19 protein-coding genes and 1 pseudogene are annotated in these 18,669 nt (G+C 38.3%); 14 read left to right on the top strand and 6 right to left on the bottom strand.

Features of this window, described 5'->3' with window-relative positions:
* Window positions 1-8: 8 nt before the first annotated feature.
* The 13 genes and pseudogenes from ACP6PM_RS06975 to ACP6PM_RS06915 all read left to right on the top strand — a co-directional run bounded on the left by ACP6PM_RS06975 (window position 9) and on the right by ACP6PM_RS06915 (window position 13,523).
* Window positions 9-1,367 (top strand): acyltransferase domain-containing protein, encoded by a 1,359-nt coding sequence (locus tag ACP6PM_RS06975; RefSeq protein WP_426583108.1) that lies wholly within the window; start codon window positions 9-11, stop codon window positions 1,365-1,367.
* Between the two features lie 21 nt (window positions 1,368-1,388).
* Window positions 1,389-2,081 (top strand): 5'/3'-nucleotidase SurE, encoded by a 693-nt coding sequence (gene surE / locus ACP6PM_RS06970; RefSeq protein WP_426583106.1) that lies wholly within the window; start codon window positions 1,389-1,391, stop codon window positions 2,079-2,081.
* A gap of 533 nt (window positions 2,082-2,614) precedes the next feature.
* On the top strand, window positions 2,615-4,255 hold the full coding sequence (locus tag ACP6PM_RS06965) for a mechanosensitive ion channel family protein (protein ID WP_426583105.1): 1,641 nt from the start codon (window positions 2,615-2,617) through the stop codon (window positions 4,253-4,255).
* A gap of 286 nt (window positions 4,256-4,541) precedes the next feature.
* A complete protein-coding gene (locus tag ACP6PM_RS06960) occupies window positions 4,542-4,742 on the top strand; it encodes a helix-turn-helix domain-containing protein (RefSeq protein ID WP_426583103.1) in 201 nt (66 codons plus the stop codon).
* Window positions 4,718-5,023, top strand: a complete 306-nt coding sequence (locus ACP6PM_RS06955) for a hypothetical protein (RefSeq protein ID WP_426583102.1) — start codon at window positions 4,718-4,720, stop codon at window positions 5,021-5,023. The genes ACP6PM_RS06960 and ACP6PM_RS06955 overlap by 25 nt, the downstream gene beginning before the upstream one ends.
* A gap of 147 nt (window positions 5,024-5,170) precedes the next feature.
* Entirely contained in the window at window positions 5,171-5,587 is a 417-nt protein-coding gene (locus ACP6PM_RS06950) for a hypothetical protein (protein ID WP_426583100.1), read from the top strand.
* 40 nt (window positions 5,588-5,627) lie between these two features.
* Window positions 5,628-6,296 carry a LysE family translocator gene (locus ACP6PM_RS06945; protein ID WP_426583098.1) on the top strand — a complete coding sequence of 223 codons (669 nt, stop codon included), beginning with the start codon at window positions 5,628-5,630 and terminating at the stop codon, window positions 6,294-6,296.
* A gap of 227 nt (window positions 6,297-6,523) precedes the next feature.
* Window positions 6,524-7,780 carry a diaminobutyrate--2-oxoglutarate transaminase gene (ectB, locus tag ACP6PM_RS06940; RefSeq protein ID WP_426583096.1) on the top strand — a complete coding sequence of 419 codons (1,257 nt, stop codon included), beginning with the start codon at window positions 6,524-6,526 and terminating at the stop codon, window positions 7,778-7,780.
* 2 nt (window positions 7,781-7,782) lie between these two features.
* Entirely contained in the window at window positions 7,783-8,940 is a 1,158-nt protein-coding gene (locus ACP6PM_RS06935) for an ectoine synthase (protein ID WP_426583094.1), read from the top strand.
* Window positions 8,941-9,036: 96 nt separating this feature from the next.
* Window positions 9,037-9,969, top strand: coding sequence for a DMT family transporter (locus tag ACP6PM_RS06930; RefSeq protein ID WP_426583092.1), 933 nt, complete (start codon window positions 9,037-9,039; stop codon window positions 9,967-9,969).
* A 2-nt stretch (window positions 9,970-9,971) separates the two neighbouring features.
* Complete coding sequence (locus ACP6PM_RS06925; protein ID WP_426583090.1) at window positions 9,972-10,721, top strand: class I SAM-dependent methyltransferase; 750 nt, start codon at window positions 9,972-9,974, stop codon at window positions 10,719-10,721.
* A 404-nt stretch (window positions 10,722-11,125) separates the two neighbouring features.
* Window positions 11,126-12,286 (top strand): M24 family metallopeptidase, encoded by a 1,161-nt coding sequence (locus tag ACP6PM_RS06920; RefSeq protein ID WP_426583088.1) that lies wholly within the window; start codon window positions 11,126-11,128, stop codon window positions 12,284-12,286.
* 90 nt (window positions 12,287-12,376) lie between these two features.
* Window positions 12,377-13,523: pseudogene (locus ACP6PM_RS06915) on the top strand (RNA-guided endonuclease InsQ/TnpB family protein).
* A gap of 54 nt (window positions 13,524-13,577) precedes the next feature.
* On the opposite strand, the gene ACP6PM_RS06910 reads toward ACP6PM_RS06915, so the two are convergent.
* Complete coding sequence (locus ACP6PM_RS06910; protein WP_426583087.1) at window positions 13,578-13,847, bottom strand: SIR2 family NAD-dependent protein deacylase; 270 nt, start codon at window positions 13,845-13,847, stop codon at window positions 13,578-13,580.
* Window positions 13,848-14,202: 355 nt separating this feature from the next.
* Window positions 14,203-14,691: a 2-C-methyl-D-erythritol 2,4-cyclodiphosphate synthase gene (gene ispF / locus ACP6PM_RS06905; RefSeq protein WP_426583085.1), complete on the bottom strand. Its 489-nt coding sequence runs from the start codon at window positions 14,689-14,691 to the stop codon at window positions 14,203-14,205.
* A gap of 111 nt (window positions 14,692-14,802) precedes the next feature.
* Here ispF and ACP6PM_RS06900 point away from each other — a divergent pair, with 111 nt between their 5' ends.
* Entirely contained in the window at window positions 14,803-15,138 is a 336-nt protein-coding gene (locus tag ACP6PM_RS06900; protein WP_426583083.1) for a PqqD family protein, read from the top strand.
* Window positions 15,139-15,513: 375 nt separating this feature from the next.
* On the opposite strand, the gene ACP6PM_RS06895 is transcribed toward ACP6PM_RS06900, so the two are convergent.
* The 4 genes from ACP6PM_RS06895 to ACP6PM_RS06880 form a co-directional block, all read right to left on the bottom strand.
* On the bottom strand, window positions 15,514-15,933 hold the full coding sequence (locus ACP6PM_RS06895) for an SH3 domain-containing protein (RefSeq protein WP_426583081.1): 420 nt from the start codon (window positions 15,931-15,933) through the stop codon (window positions 15,514-15,516).
* A gap of 463 nt (window positions 15,934-16,396) precedes the next feature.
* Window positions 16,397-17,896: an AAA family ATPase gene (locus ACP6PM_RS06890; protein ID WP_426583079.1), complete on the bottom strand. Its 1,500-nt coding sequence runs from the start codon at window positions 17,894-17,896 to the stop codon at window positions 16,397-16,399.
* Window positions 17,897-17,961: 65 nt separating this feature from the next.
* A complete protein-coding gene (locus ACP6PM_RS06885) occupies window positions 17,962-18,243 on the bottom strand; it encodes a hypothetical protein (RefSeq protein WP_426583077.1) in 282 nt (93 codons plus the stop codon).
* Window positions 18,244-18,253: 10 nt separating this feature from the next.
* On the bottom strand, window positions 18,254-18,649 hold the full coding sequence (locus tag ACP6PM_RS06880; protein ID WP_426583075.1) for a class I SAM-dependent methyltransferase: 396 nt from the start codon (window positions 18,647-18,649) through the stop codon (window positions 18,254-18,256).
* Window positions 18,650-18,669 lie beyond the last annotated feature (20 nt).

Genomic DNA, 18,669 nt, shown 5'->3' with positions numbered 1-18,669 from the left:
TACAGTGAATGAATAACTCTTCTAGCTTTCAACAATTGAATATGCAGCAAGAAAAAATAAAACATAAGCGCCCCTTACATCTCCTAACTTTATCAGCTAAGACAGGACAAGAGTTGCAGGAATTGAGAGGCAAATACATTGGCTATCTAGAGTCTGCTTCCGACAAAAAGTTAGCAGATATTTGTTTTACTACCAATATAAATTGCCAGCACTTTAAGTATCGTTTGGCAATTGTTGCATCTTCGGTAGTTGAGATGCGGGAAAAATTGACGGCACTTCACTCAGAGAGTATGGGGGTACTCCCAAATCAGGATAAAAAGAGCAAGATCGCTTTTCTCTTTGCCCCTCAAGGCTATGAGTATGTGGGAATGGGTCGCCAACTCTACCAAACTCAACCTACTTTTCGACAAGCATTCGATCACTGTAATGATATTCTTCGTCCCTATCTGGAAAAGCCATTACTAGAAATTCTCTATCCGTCAGAAGAGATGGAAAAATCAACCCAACATTTGCTTGAGGAAACAACTTATACCCACCCCGCATTGTTTGCTCTGGAATATGCTCTGTTTGAGCTATGGAAATCTTGGGGAATTCAACCAGATATAGTCATGGGATATAGTGCCGGGGAATATTTTGCTGCTTATATCGCTGGAGTTTTTAGCCTGGAAAATTGTTTAAAAATAGTTACTGAACGCAGTCGTTTGATGCAGGAATTACCGAGGGTAGGCGCAGTGGTAGCAGTGAAAGCGCCGGAACAAGAAATTCGCACTGCGATTGCACCCTTTGCTGGTTCTGTTTGGATTAACTCCTTCAATAACCCCAAAAATGTCGCAATTTCCGGCAAGAGTGAGGAAGTTCGCGCAGTGTCTGCAAAGTTAGAAGCCCAGGGATTTCAAACCAAACAACTAAACGCTTCTATTGCCTTCCATACACCTTTAATGGCATCAATGTTAGGTGAATTTGAGCGAGTCTTTCAAGACGTAAGTTTTTCTCCTCCACAAATTAAGTGGGTTTCCAGTATGACTGGGAAAGTAGTAACTGATGAAGTGACTACTCCAGATTATTGGTGTAATCAGATTATTGAGCCAGTCGAGCTTTTTGCTAGTGTGGATAGTCTGAAAAGGGAAGGAGTTGAGGTTTTCGTTGAAATCGGACCGAGACCGATAGTCTGGCGGTTGACTAGCCAGGGTCAACTAGATAATGAAACTCTATGGCTCCCCAGTTTGTCTCCAACGGAAACAGATTGGCAACAGATGTTAACCAGCACTGCTAAACTTTATCTGCATGGTGTCCCGGTAGATTGGGTGGGTTTTGACCGCGATTATAACCGTTCTCCCCTACCTCTACCAAGTTATCACAACAACTAAATCACTGAATTATATGAAATTATGACCTTTTTAGTAACTAATGATGATGGGATTGATGCTCCCGGTATTAATGCCTTACACAAAGCATTGTTCCAAGTAACCACTGAGCCTATTGTAGTTGTTGCTCCTAAGCACCATCAATCTGGCTGTGGTCATCGGGTTAATATTCGCACCCTTATTCCTGTAGAATGGCGATCGGACAAAGAAGTTAGTGTCGATAGTACCCCAGCAGATTGTGTTCGTCTGGGAATCAACTATCTCTACGACAATATAAACTTTGTAGTTTCTGGGATTAATAGTGGTTGTAATTTGGGTTCGGACATTTATCCATCAGGAACCATAGCTGCTGCTAGAGAAGCTACCCTACATAGAATTCCTGCCATTGCCTTTTCTCATTTTAAACGCACTGACTGGGAGTTAGACTGGGAGCGAGCCACCCAATGGACAGTGCGGGTTTTGCAAGAAATACTAACTCAAACCCTTGATCCAGGAGCCTTATGGAGTATTAACTTTCCCCACCTAGAGCCAGAAGCACCAGAGCCAGAGATTATCTTCTGTTCCCTGTGTACCCGTCCCCTACTCACGGAATTTGTGAAGCAAGAGAATGGGTATATTTATGTCGGAGACGATATCAACCGCAAATCCGATTCAGGTACAGATGTTGATGTGTGTTTGTCTGGCAATATTGCGATCGCCAAGATTAGCTTATGGTAATACAATTTTCCTTCATGGTTCATAGGGTTAATCCAGAAAGCTCCAGCCAAGCCGAAAGTATGGAGCGTCTGAAAACCTTGTGAGGAAAAGGAAAAGTATAGTAGCTAGATAAAACTACTTAAGTTCTCAAAAAAAGGTATTTTTCAAGATACTTTTTCTCCTAACTGATAGCTGAAATGACATCCTCCCTGGCCTAAAGGCACGGAAATTCCTGCCGAGCAGTAACTCCTCGGCTAACCAATGGCTGTAGTTTCTCAATTAAAAAATCGAGAAAATACAGCCTGTTCTAAAACATTTGCTTTGGAACAAGTCGGTCTCTTTACATACTTATTTGAAAACGTCGATCTATAATATCAGCTTCCCTAGTTTTAGGCCAAGATAGGGAAGTTTATCTAATATTTTCTCTCCATACTCTGGAGATATTTCCATGGTGTATTGCTTGCCTCCCTATCCCCCATCTCGATCCGTGTTATTATAAGTGGACAAAGCCAGAAGATTAATTAAGTCCCTTTATCAAAACTGGAGTTTAGACTATGTTGACACTTTTACAAACATCAAACTCTTCAGACATATACTTACCCCCCTGGCTCCAACAGGGATTAGGACTTTTAGTGATAGGAATAGTTCTAGGATTCTTTTTATATCTAATACTATTCTCGACGCTCAAGTCTTTCTTTCGCCGTTCCAGCAATGAAATAGGTATTTTAACTCTAAACATTTTGCAAACTCCTCTACTAATACTTTTTGTCATAATTGTTCTGAAAGTATTAATTTATAGTTTAGGGTTGTTAGAAAATTTACCTTTCATTCAAAGATTATTAACAGCAGGAATTGTTGCTGTAATAACTTATTTGCTCGATCGGTTATTTACTCAAGTAATTGCTTATTCTCTCAGCAAATATGCAGAAAAAACAGAAGCAGACTGGGATGATGTTTTAATTCCCTTAATTAAAAATACTCTACCAATTTTAGTCTACTTGATAGGAGGTTTTTTATTCCTCCAAACATTAGGAATAGATTTAAGTGGGTTATGGGTGGCATTTGGTGGTATTACATTTGTACTCGGTTTTGCACTCAGAGATATTTTATCTAACTTTTTTAGTGGTTTGGTATTATTAGTAGATACACCATTTCAATTTGGTGATGTTGTGTCTTTACAAGATGGCTCAATCGCTGTAATTAAATCTATTGGAATTAGGTTAACAACTTTATATTTAATTGAAAGTCATTGCGATTTGTTGGTACCTAATGCTGCTTTACAAAATCAAAATTTGATTAATTTTAGTCGTCCTAATTCTAGCTATTATTATACAATTATTGTACCAATTAGAGCTGATAGCGACCCCAATCAAGCTATCAAAATTATTGAAGAAGTCGTCTTGAGTCATCCAGATACACTAGGAGAGATCAAGAAAAAGTTGGTAGCTATAGAAAATTTTTACAGGGTGACAGATCAATTATTAGACAGTGAGGATAATCTTTTATCTAAAAAAGATGCTGGTCATCAACGTCTTCTAGCAGAGGAAAAAGTTAAAGTTAAGCTAGAAGAAGTTAAAAAAGCGATCGCTGAGTTAGTTAGTAAAATTAAGTTTATGGAAATGGAGGGATTAGATTCGGGAGAAGTTAGGGCAATTCAAGGTTATTATTTAGATATAGTGAGAATGGTAGGGTTGGAAACAGTATCAGAAAAACAAAAAGGGCAAAAGTCATTATATTTGCAAGAATCACAGAAGATGGATGAAGATGCTTTAATTAGTTTGCTGAGAAGTTGGTATCGAAACTGGCAAGAAGACCCAGATTTAATTGAGACAGATAATGAAGTTTTAGAAAGTGAGTGGGAAAGAAAAATATATTTTTTAATCAAGAGAATGAACAAGTTATTACAGCAAATTGTTAATGCTAATCGGGGTTTTTCAGAAACAAAATTGGATGACTATACTGAAGAATTATGGAAATGGATAGAAGAGAGATTTCAAACTTATGCTTTGTGGCAGTCTCCAAAAATTTGGATGCAAGATGTGTCAATGGGTGGCGGTCTTGGTACTATTAATATGGCTGTGAAGTTTTTTGTTGATAATGTTAAATTGGAACAATGTCAGCGTGGCAACCGTATCCGCAGTGAAGTTCATGGGGAAATTGTTCGGCGACTCAGACAAGCTTATTTCTACAGATAATATCAAATTCGGTAGCATTGTTCAACAATTAATAATTAATAATTAATAATTAATAATTACCTCTCCTTGAAAACAGATAGGATTGACTCAAAGGAAAATTTTTTCTCTCTTGGTCGATTGGATATGGCGAGGTCTCCTCGCCATCCCATCCTGACGGAATGCTCCGCAAACGACCGCTTGTTTCTCCTTTAAAGGAGAGGCTTTAAACTTTAATTATTCGGTAAATTAACAGAGCTAAAACTTGAAAAATGCTAATTGAATACAACACTAACTCTAATTTATCTAAATGTTGGTAGAAGACCCGCGCTCTCCCGCAGGGGAGCGTCGTATGGGAATACCAACCCATGCTATGACAAACGCAACTAATATTAGTAACAGGTCGATAAAATTGAAAGCTAGGTACAAATACCGCATCTATCCAAACCATATCCAAATAACTAAATTAAATCAATTATTTGGTTGTTGTCGGTATGTTCTGACTTTTTAAGTAAAAGCAATGAATATCGGGAATATCACAGTGTATTTCAACGCAATATAGGAACATTCTATCAACATGGCTGTGCCAGTGTTCCCTTTTTTATAGAAGAGCAATGCCGAATTGGTGTAGCTCTACAAAGGTTGGCAAAACACCGACTAAAAGATGAGAAAAATCCTTTTACTTATTATGAGACAAGTGCAGCAGATGGAACAAATGCAAGAACAATGGCTGAATATTCCCAAGGCATGATTAGAACTTTAACTGACTCTCCAAATCCAGCCAATGGATAAAATTTCCATAGGCTTTGCCAACACAGCTACTCCGATATAAATATCGGACCTTTTGTAGACATCACACCTGAGTATATTTCAGCCAGAAACGATCGTCCTTATCTCAAATATGGTTTTGATGTCATCTATGAAAATACAACATTTCAAATGTATCATCCTAATCGTAAAGCTCAAATTGCATATGTGAAGCGAGTACTTAAAAGTGATGGATTAATGTTCTTTTTTGAAAAGCTGATTAATCCAGTCCGTGATGAGTATGAAAGGAGAGAACATATAAAAGATAACCTGTTTAAGTCCCATTACTTTACTAAAGCTGACATCGATCAAAAAGTTTCGCAGATCTTCAAAGAGATGGAGCAATGTCAAGTGACCTTGGATGAGTTAGTAGATTCTATAAGTTATCACTTTAAATATGCATATATGATCTGGAATAGCACTAATTTTTATGAACTTGTTGCATCTAACGATCGCTCTAATTTGCAAAAATTTATTTCTTTCCTTGGGGAACATTATGTTCCTGCTCCTTTTTTGTGTGAAGAAGTTTTAGTAAAACCACTTCTTTAATTTGTGAATCTATAACTTTAATGTGTTAAATAGGTGATTAATGATTACAAAATTATTGCTATCTGGTATCTTCATAGGCTTCTTTATTGCTTTGCCTTTTGGTGGTAACGCAATCCTTTGTACAAAAAATACGTTATCCTATGGTAGGAAGTCTGGCCTTGCTACAGGACTAGGAGCGGCTACTGCTCATACTGCCTATAGTTTTATAGGATTTTCAGGACTCGTTGCGGTTAAATCCTTGTTATCAAATTACCTTGGAATATTAGAAATCATAGGTGGGTTATTTCTCTGCTACTTTGGAGTTTCTAGTATCCGCAAAGATATATTTGATATCAATGCAGATAATATGAAAAAGTCAGGATTAATCAAAACGTATCTGGGTTCTACACTTTTTGCCCTCACAAATCCTAAAAGCATAATCGTAGCGAGTATCCTAATAACTGAGTCAGAAATTTTTAATATGATTGACTATAATGAAGTTTTTTTCTTGACTGTAATCCTATCCAGTATTTTCATGGGTTCAGCCCTTTGGTGGTTAATCTTAGTGACTTTCCTCAGTTTTCTGAAAAAAGTCTTAAACCAAATATATTTGGTTGTTTTGAACCGTATTGCTGGAGCATTAGTAATCTTTTTTGGTCTATTTTTTTCGGTGTTGGGATTCGCAAAGATCTGGCTTTTTCCTCACAGCACCTTACAATTTATAGGCTAGAATTTGTAAGCAGCTCGATCAAGTTTATCTTGTAGGGTAGCTTGAACTATGAAACCAATCCACTACAGGCGTTTAATGAAAATGATATATTGTTATATCATGTCCCGATAATTAGTGATCAAAAAACTTTCTCCTTCTTCATTCTTTCTACCCTCCTGTCTCCTGTCTCCTGTCTCCTGACTCCTTCGTCGTTTATTTATAACTGTTCAACCGGACATGATATTAGTATGAGTATTTTTGAAAAACTCGAATCCAATGTACGTACTTACAGCAGATCCTTCCCTGCAGTCTTTGAAAAGGCGAAGAATGCTTTGCTTTACAGTGAACAAGGCAAAAGATACATTGATTTTTTTGCTGGCGCTGGGAGCCTAAACTACGGACATAATCCTCCGGAAGTAAGTGCGGCCTTAATTGCTTACTTGCAAGAGGATGGCATCCTTCTCAGCTTGGACAAAGAGACCCGCGCTAAAAAAGAGTTTCTCGAACAATTTTCAGATTTAATTCTGACTCCTCGGAATCTTGAATATAGAGTGCAGTTCACTGGTCCTACGGGGGCGAACGCAATTGAGGCTGCTCTAAAACTCAGTCGAACCGTAAAAAAACGGCGTGGCATTATCGCATTTACCAACGCATTCCACGGACTTACTCAGGGCGCACTGAGTGTTACAGGCAACTCATACTATCGGAATAACTTCTCTTTACAGGATGCCTGCGTGAGCTTCATGCCCTATGACAGCTATTTTTGCCCTGAGCATAATACAGCCTCTTTCTTAAGAAGAATGCTTGATGATCCAAGCAGTGGCATTGATATACCAGCAGCAATCATCCTGGAAACAATACAGGCCGAGGGTGGAGTTAATGTTGCCAGCAGGGATTGGCTGAAAGAGATTCAACAGATCTGCATAGATTTTGACATTCTGCTGATCGTAGATGATATCCAAGTGGGTAACGGCAGAAGCGGCTCATTTTTCAGTTTTGAAGATGCTGGAATCAGCCCCGATATTGTAGTGATGGCAAAATCGATCGGTGGTGGACTTCCCATGTCTTTAGTGCTCATCAAGCCGGAACATGACCAGTGGAAACCGGGAGAGCATACAGGAACGTTTCGGGGTAACAACCTGGCCTTTATCGCATCGATATCCTTGTTGAATTATTGGAAAGATGACGATTTCAAAGATGCGGTAATCAGAAAAAGCCAGGTTGTACAAGATAGGCTGCAAAATATAGCCAAGCAATACAAAGAGATGAACATGGAAGTTCGAGGGAAGGGATTAATCCAGGGCTTGAAAATGCCTGAAGAGGGTTTTGGCCGCAAAGTATCCAGAAACGCCTTTAAACAGGGGTTGATTATTGAGACTGCCGGATCGTACAATGAGGTTCTCAAGTTGCTGCCACCTTTAACCATTGAAGATGAGTTGCTCCTTGAAGGTCTCGATATTATTGAAAAATCAGTTAAGCAATCGTTTGAATCAAAAGAGGATTAAGCATGATATTACGTCGTTTGCAAGAGATTATCGGAACCGAATATGAGGTATTTGCTGAGAATAAAAACTGGGTGAGTCGGCAGTTACTCTTGAAAGAGGATCAAATGGGATTCTCTCTTCATGACACCATTATATTTGCCAAGACAGAAACACATATCTGTTATAAAAATCATGTGGAGGCATTGTATTGTGTGGAAGGTGAAGGTGAAATAGAAGTTATTGAGAGTGGAAATATTTATAAACTCACCCCCGGTACTCTGTATGCTCTGAATCTAGATGACGAGCATTACCTCAGGGCCAGCAAGGATATGCGGATTATATGCGTGTTTAACCCTCCCCTTAGTAGTCCAGAAGTGCATCTCCCGGACGGCTCCTACCAGGCAGCTCCGGATGCGCGACAATTCATAGTAAACCGCAAAAAAGAGCGCATGACCTTTGCTTACCTAAATCTTAAGGGACACCCCAGAGGAAATTATATGCTCGATCGCCTGATCCAGGTTGGATTGGAACCTGCGCTCGTGATTGAGGAGTGTTCCGATTTGGCTACGGCAGGTAGGCAGGAACTTGAGAAGCAATTGCAAAAGATTGCAGCGGAAACCCCATTGCCTCGATCCCTGCCAGAGATTCTCGCTGGACGCAATGTTCGCTGTGTCGAGACTGCCAATCATAACGACGCACAATCCGAAGAACTATTGACAGCGTTGTGCCCAGACCTGATTGTGCTGGGGGATACCCGGATTATCCGCAACAAGAATATCCTACGCATTTCCGAGCTGGGTATTGTTAATGTGCATCCTGGATATTTGCCGACTGTTAGGGGAAATAATCCCTATCTTTGGTCGATCGTTCACGATCTCCCCCAAGGCGTTACCGTACATTTCATCGACGAAGGGGTCGATAGCGGGCCGATAATTGCAAGACAGAGGCTATATTTACAGCCAAGACCCACTTACCCACAGCTACTCGCTGCTCTCAACCGACTGTGCGGAGAACTATTGGTGGAAGCGCTCTGTTTTCTTAAGGCTGGTGGGGTGCAAAGTTTAGCGCAAGGGAACTTTGAGAATCCCGGTAAGAAAGTGTTTCGTTTATGCCCGCCTGAAATCAAGTCCGCTGCGATTCAAAAATTGGAGAGCGGCGAGTACCATTTTGAAGGAGTTTAAAGAATAGACCTCCCAGGGCGAAAACTCGATCAGTAACTTTTGAGTTGAATAACTAGCGATTATAGACGAGGATGTCAAAGTTTTGTATAATTTTGAATGCAACAAAATAGATTGAACCGGGAACAATTACAAGCAATCGCTGCGACAACAATTTCTTTAATTGTTTTAGCGATCTCTCCGATTTTTATCAAGTTAGTTGAATATGAACTTAGTGCAAATGCTACAATCTTTAACTATCTTGTTGGTGCTGCTATCTTCTTTGGAATGGGGAGCATATTGTCAAGATTAAGGAGTAAAAAATCAAACAAATCTCTAGCCAAAGAGACAACAAGAAAAGACTATCTACTTTTGTTTGCGGCTGGTTTGTGTTTCTGGGCTACTCAAGTTTCTTGGGCTTGGTCTCTGTCTCGAACTTCTATCGCAATCTCCGAACTCTTGCATAATTTTACGCCACTCTTTGTCATCTTAGGAAGTTGGCTAATTGGGAGACAACAATTCAATCTTAAGTTTTTACTAGGAACAGGACTCTCAATTATTGGTTCTTGCCTGATTGGTATTGAACATTTATCTTATTTATCTGGTCAAATTCAAGGGGATATTGCGGCAATTCTATCAGCCACTTTCTTGGCAGCTTATATGATTATTGGAGAAACGCTATGTCAGAAGTTCTCAAAGTCTACCATTATGTTTTGGGTTTGTACTACTGGAAGTCTTTTAAGTGTTCCTATTCTATTTATTGCTAAAATGCAGTGGTTTCCTTTATCTTTTCAAGGATGGGTTTTTGCTATTTGTTTGGTTCTAACAATGGTATTAGGTCAAGGATTACGCTTATATGCTATCGAACAAGTAGGAGCGAATTTGTTGGCTGTCCTTTTACTTCTCATTCCAGTAATAGCTGCTGTGATAGCTTGGTTAATTTTTTCAGAAATCTTGAGTTATTTGGATTGGGCAGCAATGGCTATTGTTTTGCTTGGAGTGTATTTGAGCACTTCTAAAAAAGTTTGTCAAAAATTTGAGCAAAAATATTAATTATGATATATAACACTTCCGAAAATCATTACAAAAATATCGCCAAGATTTTCGATAATCTCTGGTCGTACTCTCCTGAATATATTAAATTCACAACTCAAAAAATTATCGAATATCTACACCTAAATCCCACAGATACTTTGGCAGATATTGGTTGTGGAACAGGAATTTATAGCCAAGAAATTCTCGATCAAATTCAATTACAGCACCCGATTATTTGCGTCGATCCTTCTGCTGAAATGCTAAAAAAAATTCCGGCAAATAGTCGATTAAATCCCATAGAAATGGATGGAGTAAAATTCTCTAAAAACCCAGGAATTTATAACAAAATTTTCTTAAAAGAAGCTATCCATCATATAGAGGAAAAATTTCTACTATTCCAGAATTTATATCAAAGATTAACTCCTGGGGGAATTTTTCTATTATTGTTGTGGCCACCTGATATTGAGCATCCTTTATTTACGAAAGCACTAGAGTTGTTTGAAAAAAACCAACCTCGCTATCAAGAAATGATTAATTTACTTCAGCAAGTAGGTTTTGTTGTTGATATGGATATGATTGAATACCCTTTAGAAGTGCCAAAAAATCAGTATTTTGAAATGGTAGAAAATCGTTATATGTCTATGCTTTCTGCATTTAATGATACTGAATTGGCAGCAGGTTTAAAGGAAATCGAAGAAAAATATCAGGATAAGTCAGTGTTGAAATTTAACGATCGCATGGTTTTTATAGCAGCAACTAAACCTGAGTAGATCTGAAGTCAGTAGGGGTGAAAGGCCATTTGCCCCTATGCTGTTCCTGCCATGACTAAATTTGAGAGGAGCGAGAATGTCTGAAGCATATGCGTAGATCTGATATGGTAATCAGCTATTTCTGAAAGTACAGTCTCAGCAGGATTAATTTCTACTATGGGTAAGTTTAACCTATTAGCTCCATACAACAAACTGTCATATCTGATTAGCCATAACAGCCATATGGCTAATACATATGTTAGCAGTTGGGAACACTAAACGTAGGTTAGTCATCCCAACTACTCGTTGGAACCGACATCGCCTGTTAACAGCCCAACAACGGTCAAGGTGTCGGTGCGCTTCAACTTCATTGTTATGTGCTAGGATCTAGCGAACGCTGTCGAAACCAAAGGAGGACATAACCCTTGACTACTCATGAACCATTTCCACAAGAAGAGCTTGCCAAGCGTCTCAAGGCAGTTCGCACCAATATGCTAGAACGCCAACTGGATGGTTTGATCGTAACCATCCCCGAAAATATCTATTATTTAACTGGCCTCGATCACTGGGGTTTCTTCGCTTGCCATGTATTGATTGTGCCTCTAAACGGAAATCTCACAATCGCAGCTCGAGCAATCGAAGGAGCCACTGTTTCAAAGCAGGTGCGAAATATTCGATTCGCAGGTCATTCTGATACAGAAGATCCGGGAGAGTTTTTTGCCTCAATAATAAAAAAGGAAGGCCTTGGAAGCGCACGATTAGGTCTCGAAAAAAAAAGCTTGTTCCTGACTGCACATATTGCAGAAAAACTATCAGAAGGACTCCCGGGTGTTGAATGGTCAGACATCTCATCGCTGATACACGAATTGCGCATGGTTCAGTCGCCTTTGGAACAGAATTACACTCGCCGTGCAGCGATAGCCGCGGATGCTGGCACTTTGGCCGCAATTGAGGCGTTGCATTCCGGTGCCAGTGACTATGAAGTGGCTGCGGAATGTCATCGAGCCATGATACTAGCAGGTAGTGAGTATCCCGGATTTGGGCCGTTTATTCGCTCTACTCGACGCAGGCCGGGTGACGAGCACACTACTTGGCGTGGGGATATTTTTGAAAACGGCGATTCAGTATTACTCGAGATCGGCGCAGCCTATCGAAAGTATCAAGCCCCCATGGGTCGCCTGGTTTATGTGGGATCAGCACCTGTCATAGCTGAGGAAGCGGCAGAGTTAGCCATTCGAGGAATGCAAGCCATCGTCAATGCCATTCAACCAGGGGTCACGGTCGGACACGTTTATGATGCCTGGCATAGCATTGCTGAAGAGGCTGGACTCGGAGATTACCATCGCCATCACTGCGGGTATCTGGTCGGTATTGGATTTCCTCCAAGCTGGACAGGTGGCAGTTCCGTCACAGGAATTCGTAGGTCTGGTGATTTAGTTTTGCGTGCTGGAATGGCTCTTCACCTCCATTCCTGGTTCACGGAAACAGGACGAGGAGATTATTTCATTTCAAATACAGCACTTGTGACAGATACAGGTTGCGAAATATTGACAAACCGTTCTCCGGAAACCCTACAAATTCGATAATTTGGCGTGGTTCAAAAAAGGGGGTTTTAGGGCTTGTAACTGTTGGCTAAAATCTGGTTTTATCTATAAAAATCTGGGATTATCTGTTTTATGCTACTTGGATTCAAAACTGAACTACATCCAAATAATCAACAAAAAACCTTATTAGCTAAACACGCTGGTGTAGCCCGTCACGCCTGGAATTGGGGATTATGGCTGACATTAAACATTCTGAATCACAACTCCAATAATCCCAATCATAAGCTGAAATTTCCTACTGCTATTGACTTACATAAGCTTCTGGTAGCAATGGTTAAACCCCAAAACTTTTGGTACTACGAAGTTTCTAAAACAGCACCTCAATATGCTTTAAGGTATTTATCCATTGCTTGGAAGCGTTGCTTTAGCAAAATTTCAGGTCAACCTAAATTCAAGAAAAAAGGTAGACATGATAGCTTTACTTTAGACGGTTCAATCACAGTAGGTTTTAACCATATAAAATTACCGAGAATTGGATGGATAAAAACTTTTGAAGTCTTGCCAGATAATGTTACTCCTAAGTCTGTAACTATAAGTAAAAAAGCCGATCGCTGGTTCGTTAGCTTCAAGATAGAAACAGAACCTCAAATTACTGAGAAACCAGTTGATGTAGTTGGTGTAGATTTAGGTGTGAAATCACGCTTCTTCGTTATCAACTGGTGAAGTTTTTGTTGGGGCTAAATCTTACAAAAAGTTAGAAACAAAACTCTCTCGGTTACAGTACTTGAATCGGCATCAAGTTAAGTTTTCTAAGAACTGGAAAAAAGCACAGCTAAAAATAGCGAGACTACACACAAAGGTAGCTAATATCAGAAAAGATACATTGCATAAACTAACTACTTACTTGGCTAAAAATCACAGCCAAATAGTAATAGAAGACTTAAATGTATCAGGAATGATGGCAAATCACAAGCTGGCTAAAGCTGTTGCTGATATGGGTTTTTACGAGTTTCGCAGACAGTTAGAGTACAAGTGCGAGTTATATGGTTCTGAGCTAATCATTGTGGATAGATGGTTTCCTAGTTCTAAAACTTGCTCTAACTGTGGTCAGGTAAAGCAGTCTCTATCCTTGTCAGAGCGTGTTTTTGAATGCGAATACTGCAATTTTAGCTGTGATAGAGACTTGAATGCAGCATTAAATTTAGCTATGGCGGGCAGTTCGCCCGTGACAGCCTGTGGACTGGATAACGCCGACGTTGCCAGAGTGAAGCAGGAATAGAACAGATAATCATAGATTTTTATAGATTATCGTAGGTTTCTAAGAACGGTCAGGTCAGGTGCGTTGGAAGCGCTTAAAGCCCAATAACTCCAGCCAGTCAGGATTAATTTCTACTATGGGTAAGTTTAACCTTTTAGCTCTATATAAAGGTTTAGTAATGTATGGGTAGTCTCTGGAGATACCGATCAAAAAAATCAGATCAAAGGAAATATTATCTACTATCTTGAAAGTTTCTTCTGACGAACTTATATGATCTTCACCAAATAACTCCATATCAGGACTAATTAATCCTCCACAAGCTGGACATCTGGGTGGTAATTCCATAGGTTTACTATATCCGGCGAGGAGTTCTTCTGCTAAAACTGTGCATTAGAAAAATGACTTAATCTCTGATAAATTCAGACTTTTCCTAAAAACTTATTGCACTATTTAAGGTGTGTCAGTCCACTACTAGAGCGACACAGCTAATTTAGTGCAAAATTGTAGGGTGTGTTAGACGGCTTAAATTCAGACTATGAAAGGTATTTGGTAATCCGTCGTAACGCACCATCTTCTTCTAATAAGAGCGGTCGCGGTGCGTTACGGCAAATTGATTAACCACGGCAAGGAAAACAAAATCCTGGACTGCCTAACGCACCCTACTGGAGCAACTTAATTGCACCTTTCTCATAGCCAACAGTTATAAACCCTCATATTTTTCTAGCAAAACCACCGCATAAGCAGCAATACCTTCCTCTCTACCTACAGGACCTAATTTTTCATTAGTAGTAGCTTTAATACTAACTTGATTTGCTTCTAGTTCTAAAGCAGTAGCAAGACGCGATCGCATTTTTTCAATATGTGGTTTGAGTTTAGGACGCTCTGCTACTACTACTGAGTCAATATTACTAATTCGCCAGCAAGCAGCCCTAACTAAATGATTGACACGGTTCAATAATTCTATACTATCAGCACCAGCCCATTGTGGATCGCTCGGAGGGAAATAATGGCCAATATCACCCAAACTTAGAGCGCCTAACATTGCATCCATAATCGCATGGGTCAGAACATCCGCATCACTATGGCCAACAAGTCCCATTTCATGCTCAATTTTGATTCCTCCCAAAATCAATGGTCTTTCTGGCCCTAATTTATGAATGTCGTAGCCATTACCTATACGAAGGTTCATATTCTTAACTATTACTTAATAGAAAATAATTGTTTAACTATTGTATATTATATCTTGCTATGCAAAAGCAGTATTTTTTTGAATTAATTTTATTGGTATTAGAGGTAAGTTGTGAACATTTCATTCGCTCAAAAAGTATCATTCACTAATGATTTTTTTCTAGCAGAAGATGAGGGAGGAATTTTTGTTGTTAATGCTCAAAATGAAGGTGAAGATTTTCTGTTGGATGATGTAGCAGCTAAAATGTTATTTTCCTTAATAGGATCTGAGTCTATTCAAGAAGCTTATGAGGATATTTTAGAATTAGAAGAAGTCGATCCGGAGGTGTTGAAAAATGATTTGCTAGAATATATTGAAGATTTAACAAATGACGGAATTATTAAAGTTATCGACCCAAAAAAAGGTCTATCTATTGCTGAAGAAGATGAAATATATATCAATTCTTAAGTCTGATTTAGTTAATATACAGCGCTTTCTGTTGTTATGAGGTACAAAATTTTAGGTTTGAGGGAACAGGGAACAGGGAACAGGGAACAGAAAAGAAGAGAAGAGAAACAACTGTACGTCATAGCTTCGGAAACTGCTGTAAGTTCTAGGTTTTAGGGAAATAAGTATCTCGCTTATCTAGTATCTAGGGGAGCAATATGCTCCCTGTGCTGAACAATGAATCTTCATAGGGAACTGCTAGAGTTTTACTCAAAAAAAATACGATAACTTAGCTAGTATTTGAAGAACTTGTAAGTCCGATAAATCCTATATATATTTTATTACTATAATCTACAGGAATAAGGTCAATCTTAACTGATGTAAAAAGTTGATAATCTAATCTAACCTTTCCGTATTACCTCCTGAAACCCAACCTATACGATCGCTCCCATCATCTACCCGAACTTTTTGCCATCTCTTATCAGAACTCTCTTCCAAAACTATAACTTCTTCTTGATAAGAAATACCTCCAATACGATTAGAATTTCTGCTAGGAGTATCGCGAAGAATTAAACCAATAGGTTCAATTACAATCGCCCTGTAAGATCCAGGATCTAATTGATTTGTACTGTTGGTTGCTTGAGGAGATGTACTGACTTTTTGGACTACAGGTTTTTCATTTTTAAATATTGGTTTTTCAGGCATTCTTGTTAGTTTAGCTGCAAAATATAGAACTGCTGCTGCGCTAGCTCCAGCTAGTAACAATATTGCTAAAATAAACCCTACTAAAAATTTGAATAATCCATACAAATTCATAACTTTTCAGTTTTTTTCAAAGGTTTAAATAAAAAAATGTGGGTATCTAAAACTATAGCTTTAAGCATTCAGCTAGCCTTCTGCGAAGGAACTGCATTAACAGCTCAAGTTAAAACTATTGGTTGTAAAGAATTTGAATTTTATTAATCTCCTAACACTTTTTTTGTAGTGCTATAGCTATTAAGATCGAATAAGGTAGTATCGGTATAGTTAGTTAGGTTGTTACGAAAACCAAGTCAGCATTCAGGAGTCAGGAGAGAATATAATTAGAAATATGTGGCAATTAGATTGTTAGGAAAATTTTTTTTATACCTAATTAAACCAATTTGATATAAAATTTACCATCTGACAGCATATTCTAGATTAATATAGTATGACTGACAGAGTAAATATTTTTTACTTGCTCCCTATTCTCTAACCCATCTTCTCTACTCCCTACTCCCTACTCCCTACTCCCTATTCCCTAAAATTTACCTTTGAAGCCATCATATCTAGAAGCAAGACGTGCTTTACCTGCTGCTGCCCAATCTTGTAAAAACTTAATTTGTTCTTCAGCAGTTCTTGCTAAAGGAATAATTTGACTAGCAGACTCCAAGATATCCTCAGTAGTAAACTCACGATTTTGACTAAACCCAATGTGCATAGCTTCTATTAAAGATTGTTCTATTTCTGCACCAGAAAAATCTGGAGTTTCATAAGCTAATCTATCTATATCATAAATCCTAATATTATGAGGTCGTAACCGAGATAAATGTACTTCAAAAATAGCTTTTCTTTCTTCCTGACTAGGCAAACCCACAAAAAATATTTCATCAAACCTACCTTTTCGTAATATTTCCGGTGGTAAAGATTCAATATTATTAGCAGTAGCTACCACAAACACAGGAGATATTTTTTCCGCTAACCAAGTAATAAATGTACCAAAAACGCGACTCGTAGTACCTGCATCTCCTTGACTTTTAAACCCGGCAAAACCTTTATCAATTTCATCGATCCAGAGAACGCAAGGTGCTAAAGCTTCCGCAATAGAAATCATCTGTCGGGTACGAGACTCCGACTCTCCCACCAAACCTCCAAACAAACGGCCCACATCCAAACGTAATAAAGGTAAATGCCAATGATGAGCGATCGCCTTAGCGGTAAGAGATTTGCCAGTACCTTGTATTCCTACTAAAAGTAAACCTCTTGGATGAGGTAAACCATATTGTCTTGCTCGTTCAGAAAATGCCCCTCCCCGTCGTAATAACCAATCTTTAAGATTGTCCAAACCCCCAATATCAGAAATATTTTCATGGGCAGGATAGAAGTCCAATATTTGAGTTTGACGAATAGTTTGGCGTTTTTCTTCTAAAATTAAATCGACATCATTAAGCTGTAACTCTCCGTGGGTAGCGATCGCCTTAGCCAAAACTCTTCTAATTCTTTCTATAGATAATCCTTGAGCCGCCCTAACCACTTCATCTAATAAACGTTTTTCTAAAGATTGACCCATTGCCACTAACAAACGTTCTACCTCTTGGGAAATTTCTTGACTATTTGGTAGTGGAAATTCTATTATGGTAATCACTTCAGTTAAATCTTCTGGAACAGATATTTGAGGAGCTAAAATAACTATATTTTTGGGTTGAGATTTTAAATTTTTTGCCAAATTCCTGAGCTTCCTAGAAATAGAAATATCTTCCAAAAATCTCTGAAAATCTCGCAATATAAATATTGCCGGAGCTGATTCAGGCAACTTTTCTACAAGTTCTAAACCTTGAAGAGGATTTCTTTTTCCAAAACCTATATCATTAGGATTATTTTGATATCCTTCCACAAAATCCCAAAGATATACGGCTCTATTACCTTGTTTTTTTGCTGATTCAGCAATTGCATTTTCTACTCGTTCTTCTTCCCTTGTCTGGATATAAATTATTGAGTAGCGTGAGCGGAGTAGTAGTTCAAACTCTTCTTGAAAATTCATCAATCATCACAAATATAAATAGTCATTTAGATAGACTAAACAATAAAAACAATTACTTAATTGCTTCAATATTTAGGCTTCTTTTCTTTATTAAAGGTATCATTAAGTGTAGTCATTTCACACCATCCTGGCTGCCATTTTCTAACCTCCTTAAATCCTGTTTTTTTGATAAGTAACTCTAAATTTGATTGATTAAATACTGTCATGTGAAAGTTAAATTTATACTTTTCTCCACCCATTAAAGGACCGATAATCTTATTAATATCATTTCCACTTGATCTGTATTTATCTATTAAAAAATCAAAGTCAGGAACAGAAATACGCAGAATGCCACCTTTCTTAAGCACTCGAAACCATTTATTTAAGACTTGAGAAACTTTTACGATGGGAAAAATGTTCTAGACAATGAGAACCATAAATCAAGTCTACGCTGCTATCTTTAAAAGGAGCTAAACTATCTATTGGGCGTATGTAGTGAATATGAGGTGCCGGTAATCCATCAATATTAATAAATTTTGGATGATTAATATGACCACATCCAACATGAAGGTTGATAACTCCATTTTCTAATTTTGGAAATGCAGGACGTCCTATAATTTTTCTTGTTAGCTTACCATAAATAATTTTCAGTTCCTGATAAATAGTTTTCACTTTTTGTTTGAAACGATAAATTTTATCACGAAGTGAAGTAGGCAAAAAATTCATTAAATTCTTGATAAATATATTACTATTCATAATTGTTAATTTTGCCATTCTTTTTTTGAGTTAATTCT

This window comes from Dapis brunnea BLCC-M229 (assembly GCF_050015995.1).
In the GTDB taxonomy this organism is placed as follows: Bacteria; Cyanobacteriota; Cyanobacteriia; order Cyanobacteriales; family Microcoleaceae; genus Trichodesmium.
This window is presented reverse-complemented; position numbering and strand designations above follow the sequence as displayed.

What these genes read in the sequence shown, in the direction of transcription:
- ACP6PM_RS06975 (WP_426583108.1), top strand. Translation starts at nt 9, where the DNA reads ATGAATAACTCTTCTAGCTTTCAACAATTGAATATGCAGCAAGAAAAA.
- surE (WP_426583106.1), top strand. Translation starts at nt 1,389, where the DNA reads ATGACCTTTTTAGTAACTAATGATGATGGGATTGATGCTCCCGGTATT.
- ACP6PM_RS06965 (WP_426583105.1), top strand. Translation starts at nt 2,615, where the DNA reads ATGTTGACACTTTTACAAACATCAAACTCTTCAGACATATACTTACCC.
- ACP6PM_RS06960 (WP_426583103.1), top strand. Translation starts at nt 4,542, where the DNA reads ATGTTGGTAGAAGACCCGCGCTCTCCCGCAGGGGAGCGTCGTATGGGA.
- ACP6PM_RS06950 (WP_426583100.1), top strand. Translation starts at nt 5,171, where the DNA reads ATGTATCATCCTAATCGTAAAGCTCAAATTGCATATGTGAAGCGAGTA.
- ACP6PM_RS06945 (WP_426583098.1), top strand. Translation starts at nt 5,628, where the DNA reads ATGATTACAAAATTATTGCTATCTGGTATCTTCATAGGCTTCTTTATT.
- ectB (WP_426583096.1), top strand. Translation starts at nt 6,524, where the DNA reads ATGAGTATTTTTGAAAAACTCGAATCCAATGTACGTACTTACAGCAGA.
- ACP6PM_RS06935 (WP_426583094.1), top strand. Translation starts at nt 7,783, where the DNA reads ATGATATTACGTCGTTTGCAAGAGATTATCGGAACCGAATATGAGGTA.
- ACP6PM_RS06930 (WP_426583092.1), top strand. Translation starts at nt 9,037, where the DNA reads ATGCAACAAAATAGATTGAACCGGGAACAATTACAAGCAATCGCTGCG.
- ACP6PM_RS06925 (WP_426583090.1), top strand. Translation starts at nt 9,972, where the DNA reads ATGATATATAACACTTCCGAAAATCATTACAAAAATATCGCCAAGATT.
- ACP6PM_RS06910 (WP_426583087.1), bottom strand. Translation starts at nt 13,847, where the DNA reads ATGGAATTACCACCCAGATGTCCAGCTTGTGGAGGATTAATTAGTCCT.
- ispF (WP_426583085.1), bottom strand. Translation starts at nt 14,691, where the DNA reads ATGAACCTTCGTATAGGTAATGGCTACGACATTCATAAATTAGGGCCA.
- ACP6PM_RS06895 (WP_426583081.1), bottom strand. Translation starts at nt 15,933, where the DNA reads ATGAATTTGTATGGATTATTCAAATTTTTAGTAGGGTTTATTTTAGCA.
- ACP6PM_RS06890 (WP_426583079.1), bottom strand. Translation starts at nt 17,896, where the DNA reads ATGAATTTTCAAGAAGAGTTTGAACTACTACTCCGCTCACGCTACTCA.
- ACP6PM_RS06880 (WP_426583075.1), bottom strand. Translation starts at nt 18,649, where the DNA reads ATGGCAAAATTAACAATTATGAATAGTAATATATTTATCAAGAATTTA.